The organism is Pseudomonas sp. MPDS (assembly GCF_013283895.1).
Lineage (GTDB): Bacteria > Pseudomonadota > Gammaproteobacteria > Pseudomonadales > Pseudomonadaceae > Aquipseudomonas > Aquipseudomonas rhizophila.
Window position 1 is genome coordinate 4,497,043 of record NZ_CP054128.1, and the last position, 19,377, is coordinate 4,516,419.

The 19,377-nt window shown below is 61.2% G+C and carries 14 protein-coding genes; 5 read left to right on the forward strand and 9 right to left on the reverse strand.

All coding sequences use genetic code 11. The features are described 5' to 3' along the window. Positions 1-112: 112 nt before the first annotated feature. From cmk to mtnA, 7 genes are all read right to left on the reverse strand, one after another. Positions 113-802, reverse strand: coding sequence for a (d)CMP kinase (cmk, locus tag HQ912_RS19740; protein ID WP_047226311.1), 690 nt, complete (start codon positions 800-802; stop codon positions 113-115). Next, complete coding sequence (locus tag HQ912_RS19745) at positions 799-3,006, reverse strand: bifunctional prephenate dehydrogenase/3-phosphoshikimate 1-carboxyvinyltransferase (protein WP_047226310.1); 2,208 nt, start codon at positions 3,004-3,006, stop codon at positions 799-801. Before HQ912_RS19745 ends, cmk begins: the two co-directional genes overlap by 4 nt. Before the next feature lie 28 nt (positions 3,007-3,034). Continuing rightward, entirely contained in the window at positions 3,035-4,147 is a 1,113-nt protein-coding gene (gene hisC / locus HQ912_RS19750) for a histidinol-phosphate transaminase (RefSeq protein WP_107322147.1), read from the reverse strand. 13 nt (positions 4,148-4,160) lie between these two features. Beyond that, a complete protein-coding gene (pheA, locus tag HQ912_RS19755; protein ID WP_003199233.1) occupies positions 4,161-5,255 on the reverse strand; it encodes a prephenate dehydratase in 1,095 nt (364 codons plus the stop codon). Next, positions 5,255-6,340, reverse strand: a complete 1,086-nt coding sequence (gene serC / locus HQ912_RS19760) for a 3-phosphoserine/phosphohydroxythreonine transaminase (RefSeq protein ID WP_047226308.1) — start codon at positions 6,338-6,340, stop codon at positions 5,255-5,257. Before serC ends, pheA begins: the two co-directional genes overlap by 1 nt. Before the next feature lie 233 nt (positions 6,341-6,573). Continuing rightward, entirely contained in the window at positions 6,574-9,237 is a 2,664-nt protein-coding gene (gene gyrA, locus HQ912_RS19765) for a DNA gyrase subunit A (RefSeq protein ID WP_173407201.1), read from the reverse strand. A 448-nt stretch (positions 9,238-9,685) separates the two neighbouring features. Then, the gene (mtnA, locus tag HQ912_RS19770; RefSeq protein ID WP_107322146.1) at positions 9,686-10,762 is read right to left on the reverse strand and encodes an S-methyl-5-thioribose-1-phosphate isomerase; all 1,077 of its coding nucleotides are present in this window, start codon (positions 10,760-10,762) and stop codon (positions 9,686-9,688) included. 106 nt (positions 10,763-10,868) lie between these two features. On the opposite strand from mtnA, the gene HQ912_RS19775 reads away from it, so the two are divergent. The 5 genes from HQ912_RS19775 (at position 10,869) to HQ912_RS19795 (ending at position 15,842) form a co-directional block, all read left to right on the forward strand. After that, on the forward strand, positions 10,869-12,200 hold the full coding sequence (locus tag HQ912_RS19775) for a TRZ/ATZ family hydrolase (RefSeq protein WP_173407202.1): 1,332 nt from the start codon (positions 10,869-10,871) through the stop codon (positions 12,198-12,200). A gap of 61 nt (positions 12,201-12,261) precedes the next feature. Continuing rightward, positions 12,262-12,960 (forward strand): bifunctional 2-polyprenyl-6-hydroxyphenol methylase/3-demethylubiquinol 3-O-methyltransferase UbiG, encoded by a 699-nt coding sequence (gene ubiG / locus HQ912_RS19780; protein WP_047226304.1) that lies wholly within the window; start codon positions 12,262-12,264, stop codon positions 12,958-12,960. 4 nt (positions 12,961-12,964) lie between these two features. Then, the gene (gene mupP, locus HQ912_RS19785) at positions 12,965-13,636 is read left to right on the forward strand and encodes an N-acetylmuramic acid 6-phosphate phosphatase MupP (RefSeq protein ID WP_047226303.1); all 672 of its coding nucleotides are present in this window, start codon (positions 12,965-12,967) and stop codon (positions 13,634-13,636) included. A 176-nt stretch (positions 13,637-13,812) separates the two neighbouring features. Beyond that, positions 13,813-14,553 carry a YciK family oxidoreductase gene (locus tag HQ912_RS19790; RefSeq protein WP_047226302.1) on the forward strand — a complete coding sequence of 247 codons (741 nt, stop codon included), beginning with the start codon at positions 13,813-13,815 and terminating at the stop codon, positions 14,551-14,553. Positions 14,554-14,915: 362 nt separating this feature from the next. Continuing rightward, positions 14,916-15,842, forward strand: a complete 927-nt coding sequence (locus HQ912_RS19795; RefSeq protein ID WP_047226301.1) for a GGDEF domain-containing protein — start codon at positions 14,916-14,918, stop codon at positions 15,840-15,842. 146 nt (positions 15,843-15,988) lie between these two features. Here HQ912_RS19795 and HQ912_RS19800 read toward each other — a convergent pair whose 3' ends face one another. Both HQ912_RS19800 and HQ912_RS19805 read right to left on the reverse strand, forming a co-directional pair. Beyond that, entirely contained in the window at positions 15,989-16,759 is a 771-nt protein-coding gene (locus HQ912_RS19800; protein WP_370695177.1) for a TenA family transcriptional regulator, read from the reverse strand. Positions 16,760-16,838: 79 nt separating this feature from the next. Then, positions 16,839-19,298 carry an EAL domain-containing protein gene (locus tag HQ912_RS19805; protein ID WP_047226416.1) on the reverse strand — a complete coding sequence of 820 codons (2,460 nt, stop codon included), beginning with the start codon at positions 19,296-19,298 and terminating at the stop codon, positions 16,839-16,841. Positions 19,299-19,377: the final 79 nt, after the last annotated feature.

Consider the following 19,377-nt stretch of genomic DNA (forward strand, 5'->3'; position numbering starts at 1 on the left):
CTGTTGATTAGGGCGAAGAATACGCCCGCCTCCACACCCCAGACGGTGTGGGTTAGTTTCATATAAAAGAAGCACCGCAGGACTATGACTGGTCCCCTGCGGAGCTTCCTGGTCACCCGGCGATATCGCGGATGGCGATTTCGCTCATGATGCGTTGCAACACCTGATCGATGGACAACTCCGTGGAATCCAGCTGTATCGCGTCAGCCGCCGGCTTGAGCGGGGCTACTGCGCGCTGGGTGTCACGCTCGTCGCGTGCACGGATCTCATCTAGCAGACTCGACAGACTAACATCCTCGCCTTTGCCCTTCAACTGCAAATATCGGCGACGAGCCCTCTCCTCGGCACTGGCGGTGAGGAAAATCTTCAGCGGGGCATCGGGAAACACCACGGTCCCCATGTCGCGCCCATCGGCCACCAATCCGGGCGGCTCCTGGAAAGCGCGCTGGCGCTGTAGCAACGCCTCGCGCACCGCCGGCAGCGCGGCGACCTGGGAGGCCCCGGCCCCGACGCTTTCGGTACGAATGACATTGCTGACTTCGTCACCCTCCAGAATGATGCGCTGCAGCTGACCGTCGGTCGCCGCGATGAACTGCACGTCCAGATGCGCAGCCAGGGCCTTGAGCAGCTCTTCGTTGGTCAGATCGACGCCATGATTGGCCGCGGCGAACGCCAGCAGACGATACAAGGCGCCCGAATCAAGCAGGTTCCAGCCCAATTGTTTGGCCAGTATTCCGGCGATGGTGCCCTTGCCCGAACCGCTTGGGCCATCGATGGTGATAACCGGTGCCTTGATGTTCACGACTGTGCCTCTTGTGCTACTCGAATACCGACCTGGGCACACAGCGCCAGGAAGTTCGGGAACGACGTCGCGACGTTGGCGCAATCATGGATGCGGATCGGCGCACTGGCGCGCAAAGACGCAACACTGAAGGCCATGGCGATACGGTGATCACCGTGACCATGGACTTCGCCACCGCCGATCTGGCCGCCGTCGATAATGATGCCGTCCGGCGTCGGCTGGCATTTCACGCCCAACGCGATCAGGCCGTCAGCCATCACCTGGATACGATCCGACTCCTTGACCCGAAGTTCTTCAGCGCCGGTCAGCACGGTGCGCCCTTCGGCACAGGCCGCCGCCACGAACAACACCGGGAATTCGTCGATGGCCAGTGGCACCAGCGCTTCGGGAATCTCGATACCCTTGAGTTTAGCTGCTCGTACGCGCAGGTCTGCAACCGGCTCGCCGCCCACTTCACGCTGGTTTTCCAGGGTGATGTCAGCGCCCATCAGGCGCAGGATGTCGATCACACCGGTACGGGTCGGGTTGATGCCCACATGCTCAAGCACCAGCTCGGAGCCTTCGGCAATCGAGGCGGCCACAAGGAAGAACGCCGAGGACGAGATATCGCCCGGCACCTCAATGTGGGTCGCGGTCAGTTTGCTGCCGGACTCGACGGAGGCCGTGGCACCGTTGACCGTGACCGGGTAGCCGAAGCCGCGCAGCATGCGCTCGGTGTGGTCGCGGGTCGGGGCCGGCTCGGTGACAGTGGTCTTGCCTTCGGCATAGAGACCGGCCAACAGCAGGCAGGATTTCACCTGGGCGCTGGCCATCGGCATGGTGTAGGTCAGGCCCTTGAGCTTGTTGCCACCGCGAATGGTCATTGGCGGACGACCTTCGGCCGCCGTCTCGATCACCGCACCCATTTCCCGCAGGGGGTTGGCCACGCGATTCATCGGCCGCTTGGACAGCGAAGCGTCACCGGTCAGGGTGCTGTCGAAGTCCTGGGCGGCCAGCAGTCCGGACAGCAGGCGCATCGACGTGCCGGAGTTGCCCAGGTAGATCGGCCCCGGAGCCGGCTTGAGGCCGTGCAGGCCGACACCATGAATGGTCACGCGACCGTGATGCGGGCCTTCGATGACCACGCCCATGTCGCGGAACGCTTGCAGCGTCGCCAGGGCGTCTTCACCTTCGAGAAAGCCTTCCACTTCGGTCACGCCTTCAGCCAGGGAGCCGAGCATGATCGAACGATGGGAAATCGATTTATCGCCCGGTACACGAATACGCCCACTCAGGGAGCCACCAGGTTGTGCCAGGAAAATCAGATCGTTGGAGTTCATAGCGTCCACATAGGCCCGACGGGCCAGGATTTTACTGAAATGCTCGCGGGCCACCCTGGCGCGTGTGAAAACGCCCAGCAATTGGTGCCCGTCCCCTGCATCGACCGCGTCGCGCAAGGCGTCGAGGTCGCTGCGAAATGTATCGAGTGTGCGCAGGACAGCTTCGCGGTTGGCGAGGAAGATGTCGTGCCACATGACCGGGTCGCTACCGGCGATTCTCGTGAAATCGCGGAAACCGCCGGCAGCGTAACGGAAGATCTCAAGATTTTCATTGCGTTTGGCCAATGAATCCACCAGACCGAACGCCAACAGGTGTGGCAAATGGCTGGTGGCGGCCAATACTTCATCGTGGCGCTCGACCTGCATGTGCTCGACGTCCGCACCCAGCTCGCGCCACAGGCGATCCACCACTGCCAGCGCAGCCGGATCGGTCTGGTCCAGTGGCGTCAATATTACTTTGTGACGACGAAACAGTTCGGCGTTGGAGGCTTCCACCCCGCTCTGCTCGGAACCGGCAATCGGATGACCGGGCACAAAGCGCGCCGGCATCCCGCCGAAGGCTTCGGTGGCCGCCCGCACGACATTGCCCTTGGCACTGCCGACGTCCGTGAGAATCGCCTGCCCCAGGTCCATGGTCGCCAGGCGTGCCAGCAGCTTCTCCATGGCCAGGATCGGCACGGCCAACTGGATCACGTCCGCACCCTGGCAAGCAATCGCCAGGTCGTCCTCGCAGCGATCCACCACTCCCAGTTCCACCGCCAGCCGACGCGACTGCGGGTCCAGATCGACACCCACCACTTCACGACACAGACCGCTTTCGCGCAGGCCTTTGGCGAAAGAGCCGCCGATCAATCCCAGACCGACCACCACCAGGCGACCGATCATAGGTGCAGCAGATTGCAGTGAAGTGACATCAACCACGAGCCAGAACCTTGCTCAACGCCTCGAGAAAGCGGCTGTTTTCCGCTGGCAGGCCAATGGTGACGCGCAGGTGGTTCGGCATGCCGTAGTTGGCCACCGGACGCACGATCACACCCTCGCGCAGCAAGCCCTGGAACACCGGGGCAGCGACACGGCCCAGGTCGACGCAGATGAAGTTGCCTTTCGATGGAATCCAGCTCAGGCCCAACTCACGGAACCCGGCTTCCAACTGCTGCATGCCAGCCTCGTTCAGGCGGCGACTTTCGGCCAGGTAGGCGTCGTCCCCGAGCGCAGCACAGGCAGCGGCCAGGGCAAAGCTGTTGACGTTGAACGGCTGACGCACGCGGTTGAGCACATCGGCCACCACGGCGGTGGACAGGCCGTAACCAACCCGCAGCGATGCCAGGCCATAGGCCTTGGAGAACGTGCGCGAGACCAGCAGGTTCGGGTAGGCGGCGAGAAAATCCAGGCCATCGGGCAAATCGCTGCCTTCGGCGTATTCGATGTAGGCCTCATCCAGCACCACCAGCACGTGCTCGGGCACGTCCTGCAGGAAGTCGTCCAACGCCTGGGCATCGAACCAGGTGCCGGTCGGGTTGTTTGGGTTGGCGATGAAGACGACCCGCGTGTTGGCGTCAATGGCCGCCAGCATGGCGGGCAGGTCGTGCCCCCAATCCTTGGCCGGCACCACATGGGCGTCGGCGCCGACAGCCTGGGTGGCGATCGGGTAGACCGCAAACGCATGCTCGCTGAACACGGCGTTGAGGCCCGGCGCCAGATAGGCACGCGCCACCAGCTCGAGAATGTCATTGGAACCGTTGCCCAGGGTGACCTGGCTCAACTCCACGCCACAGCGCTCGGCCAGCAGGCTTTTGAGGGCGAAACCGTTACCGTCGGGATAACGAGTCAGCTCGGCCAGCTCGTCCCGGATCGCCTCCAGCGCCTTGGGGCTCGCCCCCAAAGGGTTTTCGTTGCTTGCCAGCTTGACGATGCTGGCCGGGTCCAGATCAAGCTCACGGGCCAATTCGTCCACCGGCTTGCCTGGAACGTAAGGCGAGAGTTGTTGCACGCCTGGCTGAGCCAGAGCGAGGAAGTTGCCACTCATTAGCTATCCGCCCTTAAAGAACTGCTTTGGGGTAGGAACCCAGCACCTTGAGTGCCACTGCTTCCTGACTGATTTTTTCCAGCACACCTTTTACCAGTGGATCGCGGTGGTGGCCGACAAAATCGATGAAAAACACGTAGGTCCATTTACCGCTGCGCGACGGACGGGTCTCGATCCGTGTCAGATCGATGCCATTGTCATGGAACGGCACCAGCAGCTCATGGAGCGCGCCGGGCTTGTTGCTCATGGAGACGATGATCGACGTCTTGTCGTCGCCGGTCGGCGGCACTTCCTGGCTGCCAATCATCAGGAATCGCGTGGAGTTGTCCGGGCGATCCTCGATTTTTTCCGCCAGGCGGGTCAGGCCGTAGAGGCCGGCCGCCATGTCGCCGGCAATCGCCGCCGAGTTCCATTCACCCTTGACCCGCTTGGCCGCCTCGGCGTTGCTGGAGACCGCCACGCGCTCGACATTCGGGTAGTGGGCATCCAGCCACTTGCGGCACTGGGCCAGTGACTGGGCGTGGGAGTAGATCCGGCTGATACTGTCGGTCTTGGTGTTCTCCCCCACCAGCAGGTGATGGTGGATGCGTAGCTCAACTTCGCCGCAGATCACCATGTCGTGCTCAAGGAAACTGTCCAGCGTGTGGTTGACCGCGCCTTCGGTGGAGTTTTCCACCGGCACCACGCCGAAGTTCACCGCGCCCGCCGCCACTTCACGGAAGACTTCGTCGATGGCCGCCATCGGCTTGCTGATCACGGCGTGGCCGAAATGCTTCATGGCGGCCGCCTGGGTGAAGGTGCCTTCAGGACCCAGGTAAGCGACTTTCAGAGGCTGCTCGAGGGCCAGGCACGAAGACATGATCTCGCGGAACAACCGCGCCATTTCTTCGTTGCCCAGAGGCCCCTTGTTGCGCTCCATGACACGCTTGAGTACCTGCGCTTCACGCTCCGGGCGATAGAACACCGGCACTTCGCCTTCGGCCAGGGAGGCCATTTTCACCCGCGCCACTTCCTGGGCGCAGCGCGCGCGCTCGCTGATCAGCTCCAGGACCTTTTCGTCCAGGGCATCGATGCGCAGGCGCAGCGCCTTGAGTTCTTGCTCAGACATCAACCATGTTCCTTCTCGAACTCTGCCATGTAGGAAATCAACGCATTGACCGCGTTGATATCGACGGCGTTGTAGATGGAAGCGCGCATGCCGCCGACCGAACGGTGACCCTTGAGGTTCAGCAGCCCGCGCTCGTCAGCACCGGCCAGGAACGGCTTATCGAGACGATCGTCGGCCAGGCGGAACGGTACGTTCATCCACGAACGATCAGTCTTGTTGATCGGATTGCTGTAGAGGCCGCTGGCGTCAATGAAGTCATAGAGCGTGCGCTGCTTCACTTCGTTGAGCTTGCCGATGGCCTCGACACCGCCCTGTTCTTTCAACCACTCGAATACCAGGCCGGACAGGTACCAGGCCAGGGTCGGCGGGGTGTTGTACATCGAGCCGTTGTCGGCGGCGACCTTGTAGTTGAGCATGGTCGGGCACAAGGAACGGGCGCGTCCCAGCAGGTCTTCGCGAATGATGCTGACCAGGATGCCGCTGGGACCGATGTTCTTCTGGGCGCCGGCGTAGATCATGCCGAAACGGGAGATGTCCACAGGGCGCGACAGGATGTCCGAAGACATGTCAGCCACCAATGGCACGTCGCCGGTTTCCGGAATCCAGTTGAATTCCAGGCCGCCGATGGTTTCGTTCGGCGCGTAATGAACGTAGGCCGCATCCTTGGACAGGTTCCACTCGTTCTGGCCGGGAATGGCGAAATAGTCGTAGGGCTTGGCCGTGGCCGCGACATTGACGTGGCCGTAGCGCGAGGCCTCTTCGATGGCTTTCTGCGACCAGATCCCGGTGTCGATGTAGTCGGCCTTGCCGCTTTCGGGCAGCAGGTTCAGCGGGATCTGGGCAAACTGCTGGCTGGCGCCGCCCTGCAGGAACAGCACCTTGTAGTTGGAGGGGATGCTCAGCAGATCACGCAAGTCCTGCTCGGCCTTGGTGGCAATGGACACGAACTCATCGCTGCGATGGCTCATTTCCATGACGGACAGGCCCTTGCCATGCCAGTCGAGAAGTTCACCTTGGGCACGCTTCAGGACCGCTTCAGGAAGCGCCGCCGGGCCGGCACAGAAGTTATAGGCTCTCTTGCTCACATCCAATCTCGCTCTGATCTGGTGGTCACATCAATCTTCAATCAACACATGACCCAAATGTGGGAGCGAGCCTGCTCGCGATAGCGATGTAACAGTCAGCATCCATGTTGAATGTCAGTCCGTTATCGCGAGCAGGCTCGCTCCCACAGTTGCGCGTCATGTGCAGTGTCGCAAATTTTCAAACGGGACAAACAACAAGGGGGCGAATCTTCATCCGCCCCCTGCATGTCCGCTTAGTTCTGCGGTTCTTCTTCGTCTGCGGCAGCGTCGAGCGGTTGGTCGCCGGTCATGTCGTCAACGTCGGTAGCAAGAGTGCCGTCGAACGCCACGCCCTCCTCGCCTTCCAGCTCCTCGCCTTCGACTTCCGATGGCTCCTGCACCCGCTCAAGCCCGACCAGCGTTTCGTCGCTGGCCAGCTTGATCAGCGTCACACCCTGGGTGTTACGACCCAGGCTCGACACTTCGGCCACCCGCGTGCGCACCAAGGTGCCCTGGTCGGAGATCAACATGATCTCCTCGCCATCGAGCACCTGGACAGCGCCGACCAGACGACCGTTACGGTCGTTGCTGACCATAGCGATCACGCCCTGGCCGCCACGCTTGTACTCAGGGAATTCGCTGATGGCCGTGCGCTTGCCGTAACCACGCGCCGAAGCGGTGAGGATCTGGCTGCCTTCTTCGGGGATCAGCATGGAAATCAGCTTCTGGCCTTCCGGCAGGCGCATGCCGCGCACACCGCGGGCGGTACGGCCCATGGCGCGAACGTCGGATTCCTTGAAACGGGTAACCTTGCCGCCGTCGGAGAACAGCATGACCTCACGCTCACCGTCGGTGATGGCAGCGGAAATCAGCACGTCGCCCTCGTCCAACTCCAGGGCGATCAGGCCGACACTGCGCTGACGACTGAAGGATTCCAGCGGAGTCTTCTTCACGGTGCCCTTGGCGGTGGCCATGAAGATGTAGTGACCTTCGGTGTATTCCTCCACCGGCAGCATGGTAGTGATGTACTCATCGCTATCGAGCGGCAGCAGGTTGACCAGCGGACGACCACGGGCGGCACGGGACGCTTCGGGGATTTCGTAGGTCTTGAGCCAGTACACCTTGCCCTTGCTGGAGAACAGCAACAGCGTGGTGTGGCTGTTGGCAACCAGCAGGTGAGCGATGTAGTCCTCGTCCTTGACGCCTGTGGCCGACTTGCCTTTGCCGCCGCGACGCTGGGCCTGGTAGGCGGCCAACGGCTGGGTCTTGGCGTAGCCGCCGTGGGAAATGGTCACCACGCGCTCTTCTTCCGGGATCATGTCACCCAGGGTCAGGTCCAGGCGCGCATCGAGAATCTCGGTGCGGCGCACGTCGCCGTATTCGGCGCGGATCACTTCCAATTCTTCGCGGATCACTTCCATCAGGCGCGTGGCGCTGTTGAGGATGCGGATCAGCTCGCCGATCTGGTTGAGGATTTCCTGGTATTCAGCCAGCAGCTTCTCGTGTTCCAGGCCGGTCAGGCGGTGCAGACGCAGTTCCAGGATGGCTTGCGCCTGTTCCGGGGACAGGAAGTACTTGCCGTCGCGCAGGCCGTATTGCGGGTCGAGATTTTCCGGACGGCACGAGTCGGCGCCGGCACGCTCGACCATCGCCACTACCGCGGTGGATTCCCAAGGCGTGCTGATCAGCGCTTCCTTGGCTTCCGACGGCGTTGGCGAGGCCTTGATCAGGGCGATGACCGGGTCGATGTTCGACAGGGCAACGGCCTGGCCTTCGAGGATATGACCACGCTCACGGGCCTTGCGCAGCTCGAACACGGTGCGGCGAGTGACCACTTCGCGACGGTGACGCACGAAGGCTTCCAGCAGATCCTTGAGGTTCAGGATCCGCGGACGGCCGTCGATCAGCGCCACGATGTTGATGCCGAACACCGCTTGCAGCTGGGTCTGGGCATAGAGGTTGTTGAGGATCACCTCGGGCACTTCGCCGCGACGCAGTTCGATCACGACGCGCATGCCGTCCTTGTCGGACTCGTCCCGCAGCTCGGTGATGCCTTCAAGCTTCTTCTCTTTCACCAGCTCGGCGATCTTCTCGATCAGACGGGCCTTGTTCAGCTGGTATGGGAGTTCGGTGATGACGATCTGCTGGCGACCACCGACCTTGTCGATGTCTTCGATGGTCGAGCGGGCGCGCATGTAAATGCGGCCGCGACCGGTGCGGTAGGCTTCGATGATGCCGGCGCGACCGTTGATGATCGCAGCGGTCGGGAAGTCAGGACCAGGGATGTACTGCATCAACTCATCGACCGTCAGCTCGGGATTGTCGATGAGGGCCAGGCAACCGTCGATGACTTCACCGAGGTTGTGCGGCGGGATGTTGGTCGCCATGCCCACGGCGATACCGCTGGAGCCGTTGACCAGCAGGTTCGGGATACGGGTCGGCATGACCGCCGGGATCATTTCGGTGCCGTCGTAGTTCGGCACCCAGTCCACGGTTTCCTTATGCAGGTCGGCCAGCAGTTCGTGGGCCAGCTTGGTCATGCGCACTTCGGTGTATCGCATGGCCGCGGCGTTGTCGCCGTCCACGGAACCAAAGTTGCCCTGGCCGTCTACCAGCAAGTAGCGCAGGGAGAATGGCTGGGCCATCCGGACGATGGTGTCGTACACGGCGGTGTCACCGTGGGGGTGATACTTACCGATCACATCACCGACGACACGGGCTGATTTCTTGTACGGCTTGTTGAAGTCGTTGCCCAGCTCGCTCATCGCGAACAGCACGCGCCGGTGCACGGGCTTCAAGCCATCGCGCGCATCCGGCAGCGCCCGCCCGACGATTACGCTCATTGCGTAGTCGAGGTAGGACTGTTTCAGCTCGTCTTCGATATTGACCGGGAGGATTTCTTTGGCCAGTTCGCCCATGAGAAGCCTGATTCCTTTTTCTGGTGAAACCTCGTCACATCCAGATGGGACGAACGAAGCTCGCCGCTGCAGAACAAGTGCCATGCAGCGACTTACGACAAATCAACGAGTTATGCCATGGATCTGCGCAGTAAAGGCCACCTCGTGAGGCAGCCCTGGAAACCGCCGGATGTTATCACAAGAGCCGCCACGCACCTATCCCCCTGATGCGCATGGAGCATAGTTAGTTGACCGGTGACAGGCTGATATGGGACGAGAGGGGCTTAGAGGCTTGCCGAAAGCAGATTTGAGGTTCAATTCAGGCTCATTTGCTGACTTTCAGGGCCTCATCGCGAGCCAGGCTCGCTCCCACGGGGGATCTGTGTATGCCGAAGATTCCGGCCACAACACCGATCCAATGTGGGAGCGAGCCTGCTCGCGATAGGGGCCGATCCGACACTCAAAGCCTTCAGTGCAACCGCTTGCGACACATCAACTGCGCCATCTTCGCCGTATCCGGGCGCTCGACGATGCCTTTCTCGGTGACAATGGCGTCGATCAGGTCCGCCGGGGTGACGTCGAACACCGGGTTGAAGGCATCCACCTCCGCCCCGACCCGCTTGCCGCCAACCTCCAGCAGTTCGCGCCCGTCGCGCTCTTCAATCGGAATGTCTTCGCCGCTGGCCAGGTTCATGTCGATGGTCGAACTCGGCGCCACCACCATGAAGCGCACGCCATGGTGCATGGCGCAGACCGCCAGTTGATAGGTGCCGATCTTGTTCGCCACGTCGCCATTGGCCGTGATGCGGTCGGCGCCGACGATGACCCAGGTCACGCCCTTGGTCTTCATGATGTGGGCGGCGGCGGAATCGGCATTGAGGGTCACCGGAATGCCTTCATTGGCCAACTCCCACGCGGTGAGGCGCGAGCCTTGCAGCCACGGACGGGTTTCGTCGGCGTAGACGCGCTCGACCATGCCCTCGAGGAATGCCCCCCGGATCACGCCAAGGGCCGTGCCAAAGCCGCCGGTGGCCAGGGCGCCGGTATTGCAATGGGTCAGGATGGCCTGGGCGTTGCCCTGATGCTTGCGGATCAGGTCGACACCCAACTGAGCCATGGTCAGGTTGGCTTCGCGGTCGCTTTCATGGATTGCGATGGCTTCGGCCTCAAGGGCCGCCAGCGGTTCGGCGTGCTCTTTCAAGCGCCCCAGCCGGTCGCGCATCCGGTCAAGCGCCCAAAACAGGTTCACTGCCGTCGGCCGGGAGTCGGCCAGCAGGGCAAAATCAGCCTCCAGCGCCGCCTGCCAGTCCCCGCCCTCGGCCACCCGCGCCCGCGCTGCCAGCACTACGCCATAGGCCGCACTGATGCCGATGGCCGGCGCGCCCCGCACCACCATCGAGCGAATGGCCTCGGCCACGCCGGCCGCCGAGGTATAGGCGATCCAGGTTTCCTCGAACGGCAAAATACGCTGATCCAACAGATAGAGGGCGCCATCACGCCAATCGATGGCCTTCACCTTCTCCGCAGCCAACAGTCGATCGCGCATCCCACACCCCGCACTCATGAACAAAAGCCGCCGATTATAGCGATCCCTCCGCGAAGACGCTCGGGTATACTTCGCCATCTTTTATACGCCATGGAACCGTTCCACGATGCCCAAGCCTGCCGTTGCGCTCGACTTATTACTGCTGCCGACCTGGTTGGTGCCTGTCGAACCCGCCGGTGTCGTGCTCAAGGATCATGGCCTGGGCATCCGCGACGGCTGCATCGTGTTCATCGGTCCACGGGCAGAAGCCCTGAAGTGTGACTCAGCCCAGGTCCGCGAACTGCCGGGCATGCTCCTGAGCCCCGGATTGATCAACGCCCACGGCCATGCGGCGATGACCCTGTTCCGCGGGCTGGTCGACGACCTGCCCCTGATGACCTGGCTTGAACAACACATCTGGCCGGCCGAGGGCAAATGGGTCGACGAAGATTTTGTTCGCGACGGCACTGACCTGGCGATCGCCGAGCAGCTCAAGGGCGGCATCACGTGTTTCTCGGACATGTATTTCTACCCCAAGGTTGCCAGCGAGCGTGTGCATAACAGCGGTATCCGCGCACAAATCGCCGTTCCGATCCTCGATTTTCCGATCCCCGGTGCCGCCAGCGCCGACGATGCCATTCGTCAGGGCATCGAATTGTTTGGCGACCTCAAGCATCATCCACGGATCAAAGTGGCATTCGGCCCCCATGCGCCCTACACCGTCGGCGACGAGAACCTGGAAAAAATCCGGGTGATCGCCGAAGAACTGGACGCGGCCATTCATATGCATGTTCACGAAACCGCCTTCGAAGTACAGCAGGCTGTGGATAACACCGGTGAGCGACCCATGGCCCGGCTTGGGCGACTGGGCCTGCTGGGGCCACGCTTTCAGGCGGTGCACATGACTCAGGTCAGCGATGAAGATCAGGCGTTGCTGGTAGAAAGCAACTGTAGCGTGATCCACTGCCCGGAATCGAACATGAAGCTGGCCAGCGGGTTCTGCCCGGTGGAGCGCTTGTGGCAGGCCGGGGTCAATGTCGCGGTCGGCACTGACGGGGCGGCGAGCAACAACGATCTGGACCTGTTGGGCGAGACGCGTACCGCCGCATTGCTGGCCAAGGCCGTCGCCGGTTCGGCCACGGCCCTGGACGCCCACCGGGCGTTGCGCATGGCCACGCTCAATGGCGCCCGGGCGCTGGGCATCGAAGCGACGGTCGGCTCGCTGGAAGTCGGCAAGGCCGCCGACCTGGTGGCCTTTGACTTGTCGGGACTGGCCCAGCAGCCGGTCTATGACCCGGTGTCGCAACTGATCTACGCCACCGGTCGCGACTGCGTGAAACATCTGTGGGTGGCCGGCAAGCCCTTGCTTGAGGACGGCCGCCTGACCCGCCTGGACGAATCGCAGCTCAGTGCCACGGCACAGGCATGGGGTCGTCGCATCAGCGGCCACAACGAATAACCAGGCCCCTTGAGCCACGGCTCGGGCCCTACGATTTTTCAAGTTTTTCGAGGATCTGCACATGAGCAACGTCGACCACGCTGAAATCGCCAAATTCGAAGCCCTGGCCCATCGCTGGTGGGACCGTGAAAGCGAATTCAAACCGCTGCACGATATCAACCCGCTGCGGGTCAACTGGATTGACGAGCGAGTCAGCCTGGCTGGCAAGAAGGTGCTCGATGTCGGCTGCGGCGGCGGCATCCTCAGCGAAGCCATGGCCCAGCGCGGAGCGACGGTGATGGGCATCGACATGGGCGAAGCACCGCTGGCGGTTGCGCAACTGCATCAACTGGAATCCGGCGTCAGCGTGGAATACCGGCAGACCACCGCCGAAGCCTTGGCCGAGGAAATGCCCGAGCAGTTCGATGTGGTCACTTGCCTGGAAATGCTTGAACACGTACCGGATCCATCATCGGTCATCCGCGCGTGCTTTCGCATGGTCAAGCCCGGTGGCCAGGTGTTCTTCTCCACCATCAACCGCAATCCGAAGGCCTACCTGTTCGCCATCATCGGCGCCGAATACATCATGAAGCTGTTGCCACGTGGCACTCACGACTTCAAGAAATTCATCCGGCCTTCGGAGCTGGGGGCCTGGAGCCGCATGGCCGGGCTGACCGTCAAGGACATCATCGGCCTGACGTACAACCCGCTGACCAAGCACTACAAGCTGGCCGCCGACGTTGATGTCAACTACATGATCCAGACCTTGCGCGAGGAGTAAGTCGATGCGTCTCAAAGCGGTTCTCTTCGACATGGACGGCACGCTGCTCGACACCGCGCCGGACTTCATCGCCATCTGCCAGGCCATGCGTGCCGACCGTGGCCTGCCACCGATGAACACGCAGCATATTCGCGACGAAATTTCCGGCGGCGCCCGGGCGATGGTCGCGGTGACCTTCTCCATGGACCCGGAGTCGCCGGGTTTCGAGGAACTGCGCCAGGAATTCCTCGACCGCTACCTCAAGGGCTGCGCGGTGCACAGCCACCTGTTTGACGGCATGGCCCAGGTGCTGGCCGACATTGAGGCCGCCAACCTGATCTGGGGGGTGGTCACCAACAAACCGGTGCGCTTTGCCGAGCCGATCATGCAGCAGCTAGGCCTGGCCGAACGCTCGAAAGTGCTGATCTGCCCCGACCATGTAAAGAACAGCAAGCCGGACCCCGAACCGCTGACTCTGGCGTGCAAGATGCTCGACCTGGATCCGGCCAGCGTATTGTTCGTGGGCGACGACCTGCGGGACATCGAGTCTGGCCGCAGCGCCGGTACCAGGACCTGCGCGGTGACCTACGGCTACATTCACCCGGACGACAACCCGAACCATTGGGGCGCGGATGTGGTGATCGATCACCCCTCGGCGCTGCGTGAAGTGCTGGATAACGCGTTGTGCAGTTGCTGAGCTGACCGCTCTTGTGGCGAGGGAGCTTGCTCCCGCTGGACCGCGAAGCGGTCCCTGAGTCAGCTGGCGACGGCTTCGCCGCCGAGCGGGAGCAAGCTCCCTCGCCACAAAAGCTCACTCGCCATGACAGTTCTGTGCCACAGGAACCGTGCTGCTTTAATTGTTGAGGTTTTTTTATGTTTGAGTATTCCGCCCGCCCCGACCTGCTCAATGGCCGGGTCATCCTGGTCACCGGCGCTGGTCGCGGCATCGGCGCCGCAGCCGCCAAGGCCTATGCCGCCCACGGCGCTACTGTATTGCTGCTGGGCAAGACCGAAGCCAACCTGACCCAGGTCTACGATGAAATCGAAGCGGCCGGGCATCCACAGCCGGTGGTAATCCCGTTCAACCTCGAAACCGCCCTGCCCCATCAGTACGATGAACTGGCGGCGATGATTGAAACCGAATTCGGCCATCTGGACGGCCTGCTGCACAACGCCTCGATCATCGGCCCGCGTACGCCGCTGGAGCAGTTGTCCGGCGAGAACTTCATGCGGGTGATGCAGGTGAACGTCAACGCCATGTTCATGCTCACCAGCACCTTGCTGCCGCTGCTCAAGCTGTCCAAGGACGCGTCCGTGGTGTTCACCTCCAGCAGCGTCGGGCGTAAGGGACGGGCTTACTGGGGGGCTTATGGCGTCTCCAAGTTTGCCACCGAGGGGCTGATGCAAACCCTGGCCGACGAAGTCGAGACCGTCGCACCCATGCGCGCCAACAGCATCAACCCCGGCGCCACCCGCACCAGCATGCGCGCCCAGGCCTATCCGGGGGAAAACCCGCTCAACAACCCTACGCCTGAAGAAATCATGCCGGTCTACCTGTACCTCATGGGGCCGGATAGCACAGGCGTCAACGGTCAGGCGTTCAACGCCCAATAATTGTTCACCTTCGCGTCGCGTCGGTTTACCGTCGCGACGTCCCTGCGCCCGATACGTAGCCAGGCGAACCGCCAAGTCCATGTCGCCCCATGCCGACGACGCGCTCGCCGTTTGTAGTCAATACATTGATTTACAATCGGTTTTTATTCTACTGAACCGAATGGCACGACTTTCGCTCTAAAGATCCTCAAACACGCCATGTTCGGCGGGTAATGGATGTTGAGATGAGACTTATGCCTGCCAGGTAAAGCGGACTAAACTCAAATCAGATGTCCTACGGGACTGAAGGACCAGTACGACGCGCCGCCCAAAGCCGCCTCACCCAACCTGTCAGGACAGATTTGCTTAGGGGCTCACGCCATATGAAAACGCCAACCCAGATCAACGCGATTGATTTCGACAGCGCCAAACTGCAGCGCCTGGGCTTTGGCCAGCCGTCACCGCTGGTGGCACGCTCTGTCAATCTTTCGCAGTTGCGTCAGCAGCTGAGCCAGCAATTGCAGACCAGCCTGGAGCCGCAACGGATCCTGGGGCTGTTTTTTCGTGAGGTTCAGCGGCTGGTGCCGCTGGACGCGCTGATCTACCGCCACAGCCCCAGCGATCTGCGCCTGGAGCTGGGGCAACGCGGGCATCACACCCTCACCTACAACCTCAGCCATGAAAGCGAGTACTTGGGCGAGCTGGTGTTTCGCCGCAATCAACGCTTCACCGAGACCGAACAAGCCGACCTTGAGTCTGTGTTGTCGACGCTGCTGTTTCCGTTGCGCAATGCTCTGCTCTACCGCGCCGCGACCCAAAGCGCCCTGCGTGACCCACTGACCGGCACCGGCAACCGCATCGCCATGGACCAGACGCTGATCCGTGAAATTGATATGGCCAAGCGTCATTTGCAACCGCTGTCACTGTTGATGCTGGACATCGATCATTTCAAGCGCGTCAACGACAGTCATGGGCACGGTATCGGCGATGAGGTGTTGAAGGGCGTAGCCGAGGCCATCAAGAATCAGCTGCGCAATGTGGACATGGTGTTCAGGTTCGGCGGCGAAGAATTCCTGATTCTGCTCTCGAACACCAGCCGGGACGCCGCGGCCTTGGTCGGAGAACGACTGCGTCATGCCGCCCAGGCGCAGGATTATTTTGCCGCAGGCACCAGGATCGAACTGACGGTCAGCCTGGGTTGCGCGACGCTGCTGCCGGGTGAGTCAGTCGAAAGCCTGCTGCGCAGGGCCGACAACGCGTTGTACGTGGCCAAGCGCGAGGGCCGCAACCGGCTGGCGATGGCGGGTTGAAAACCAGCAATGACAGATTCTGTGAACACCGTCGAAAATGTGGGAGCGAGCCTGCTCGCGATGGCGATCAGGCAATCAACCTCCCCGTTGACTGTCCTGACCCCTTCGCGAGCACGCTCGCTCCCACCTGGGTTGGCTATCGGGTATCAGCTCCCGGCCAACGCCAGGCGCTCACGGGTCGATGAGGTTTTCCCCACCGATTCCGATTGCTCCAGTTGCATGCAGCGCTCCAGGAAGAGGTACATGTAGTCGTAGCTCTTGCAGACAGCCTGGCGCAGTTCGATCTGCAAGGCCTTGCTCGGGTTCATGCCCGCCAGGGTGCAGATGATTTCCAGGGCTTCCCAGGGATGAGCATCGTCGTACTGGGCGTGCATCTTCAGCCACTTCATGGCTCGCTTGCGGTCTTCCTCGGCGAAAGCCGCCGCGTAGATACCACTGGAACACACCAGTGCCGACCACTCCCCGGTTGCCCCCTCGATGGCATAGTTGGTCGCGGCGATGGCCACGATCAGCGAGTCAGAAGAACTCGTATGCCAGCACCAGTGGCTCAGCGCATGGAGTTCGGGTGGCACTTGCTGCGCCTGCAGATCTTCCAGGGTCACGCCATGGGCGGCGCTCCAGTTGACCCAGTAATCGGCATGGTTGAGTTCGACACGAATGTTGCGCATCAGCCAGCGACGCGCCATGTCCTCGCCGGGATGGCGGGCAAAGCGTGTCTTGGTGAGGTTCTGTGCCATGTATAAGGCGAACTGTTCAACGACCGGCCAACCACCAATAAGGTAGTGGCGCATGGTCTTGGCACTGAGCTTGTTATCGCGCATGCGTTGATACAGCTCGTGTTCGACAACCCGGCGCTTGCTCTCGCTGCAATCGGTAATGAGCTGTTGTGCCCATTTCGGATAGCTTGTGGCGTCCATGAGCGGGCCTGTTCGGTTGAATGTGTCGATCACTGTCGGGCTCCTTTTGATTGTGATTTTTTCCGGATCAACAAGAGGTTCAGCGGAACGTGCCGGGGGCCTTGAATAACAGCGGCTGCGGCCGGGCCGGCCTGCATTGCAACGTATCACAGGTAAACAACTGCGGGCGTTCAATCACATACCCTTGAGCGTAGTCCACCCCAATCTCCAGCAACGCCTGCTCGATCTGGGTAGTTTCAACAAACTCGGCAATCGTGCGCTTACCCATGACGTGGCCGATGTGATTGATCACCTCGACCATTGCACGGTTAATCGGGTCGTCCAGCATATCCTTTACGAAACTCCCGTCGATCTTCAGGAAGTCTACAGGTAAATGTTTCAGGTAAGCGAATGAAGACATTCCGGCACAAAAGTCATCGAGCGAAAAGTAACAACCCAAGCTCTTGAGTTCATTGATAAAGCGGATGGCGCTGCCCAAATTCGAAATAGCACTGGTCTCGGTTATTTCAAAACAAATCATTTCTGGTGGAATCGAGTAGGCCGCGAACTGTTTACGCAGGAAATCAAGGAATGCCTGATCTCCGATAGTTGTGCCTGACAGATTAATCGCACACATGGCCATCGGTCCCTGTCGCGAATCGTTCAGGCACTGGCGGATGATCTTGAAGACGTTTTCCACCACCCAGCGATCCAGGGAAGTCATCAAGCCATAGCGTTCTGCCGCGGGAATGAAACTGTCCGGCAGAATCATCCTTCCGGCTTCATCATGCAGGCGCAACAGGATCTCGATATGCCCACCGCCATGGTCGCCCGGACCCAGCGCGGCGATTTCCTGGGCATAAAGACAGAAGCGATTCTCCTCCAGGGCCATGTGCAAGCGCTGGACCCAAGCCATCTCGCCAAAGCGCAGGGACAGCTCCGAGTCGTCGGCGTGATAGACCTGGACGCGGTTACGGCCCTTTTCCTTGGCCATGTAACAGGCCATATCGGCGGCACGCAGGGACGCCTCCAGCGTCGTCGGGCTTTGGGCGATATGCACCAGACCGATGCTCACGGTGGTCACGAATGGCCGGCCCTTCCAGACAAAATGCAGGTTCTGTACGGTCTGGCGCAGCCCTTCGGCGATCTTTTCCGCGGCCTCCGGCGAGCAGTTCTCCAGCAAGATACCGAACTCATCGCCCCCCAGTCGGGCCAGGGTGTCGTTTTCCCGCAGCCCCGATTGCAACAGTGCGCATATATGCCGCAACAGTTCGTCACCCGCTGCATGGCCACAGGTGTCATTGACCAGCTTGAATTGGTCCAGGTCGAGGAACATCAATGCATGGCGCCCCACCTGGCGCGTCAGATTGTGCAGGGCTTGCTCAAGGCGATATTCAAATTCCCGGCGATTGGCCAGGCCGGTCAGCGCATCATGGGTGGCTTGCCACGACAGGTTGGCGATGTATTGGCGTTCCTGGGTCATGTCGTGCAACACCAGCACCGCTCCGCTGACCTTGCCGGCATGGCGGATCGGCGCGCCTACGAGCGTGACGGACACAGTGCTGCCATCCAGGCGCTGGATCAGTTTGGAATGCTCGCTGCCGCCACCGAGCCGGCCGCTGAGAATATGTTCGATCAGGGTCAGGCCTTCACTCTGGGCGTTGTCATCGAGCAAATTGAACAGGGCGGCCAGAGGCAGTCCCGTGGCGTGCTCGGCCTTCCAGTGAGTCATCGCTTCGGCGGCGGGATTCATGTAGGCAATTGCCCCTTCCACATCGGTGGTGATCACGCCATCGCCAATGGACTGCAAGGTGATCTGCGCCCGCTCCTTTTCCAGTTGCAGGGCATTGGCGAAGACCTGCCGCTGGGCCAGCAGTTTATGCGTGCGCAACAGCGCCAGCACGATCAACCCCAGTGCGGTGGCGAAGTTGGTCACCAGCAACAGGCGCAGGATGAAGCGCGACCCCTCCCCCAGCGCATCGCTGAAAGCTTTGGCTGCCGGGGTGACGGAATCGTTGATGGCAAAGATTTTCGCCTTCCAGCCGCGAATATCTGCCTCAGAAGCCTGACCTGCGGTAATCCGGCTGTGCATCTGGCGGGCGACGTCATCTAGTTCAATCAGGTAGCCGTCGCCCACCGTCCAGAGATCGATAGCCTCTTCCAGGTAACTGAAGTGTCGAAAATTCAGGTAGAGCCAGATCAGACTGGACACGTCGTCCGGGTGGTTGCCGCCCTTGAGGATTCCCGCCCGTGCAGCCTCCAGATCCGGCGGCTGACGGTCCAGGGCCACCCGCAGCTCATGCCCGCCCTCAGGTACGGCGATGGCCCGCTGGTACTTTTGAAAGATTGTTTCGTCGCGACTGTCGGCATAAAGATTGAGGTAATAAATCGCGTCTTTCTGACCCTTGGACCAAAGGCTTTCTCCCGCCACGTAGCCGCGCACCGCAGACAACACGTAAAGACTGACACCCCCCAACAATGCCTGAAACAGGACGACGGCGATAAAAGGCCAGACGATGCCCAACAACCGGGGGGTTCCGAGAGTCCGCGCTTGAGTCATGAGATCCCTTGCATAGGCGTAGGCGATCAGCATTCAGACCGCTCATTCCCGCAAGACTAGGAGGCGTAGCAGCTCCCCG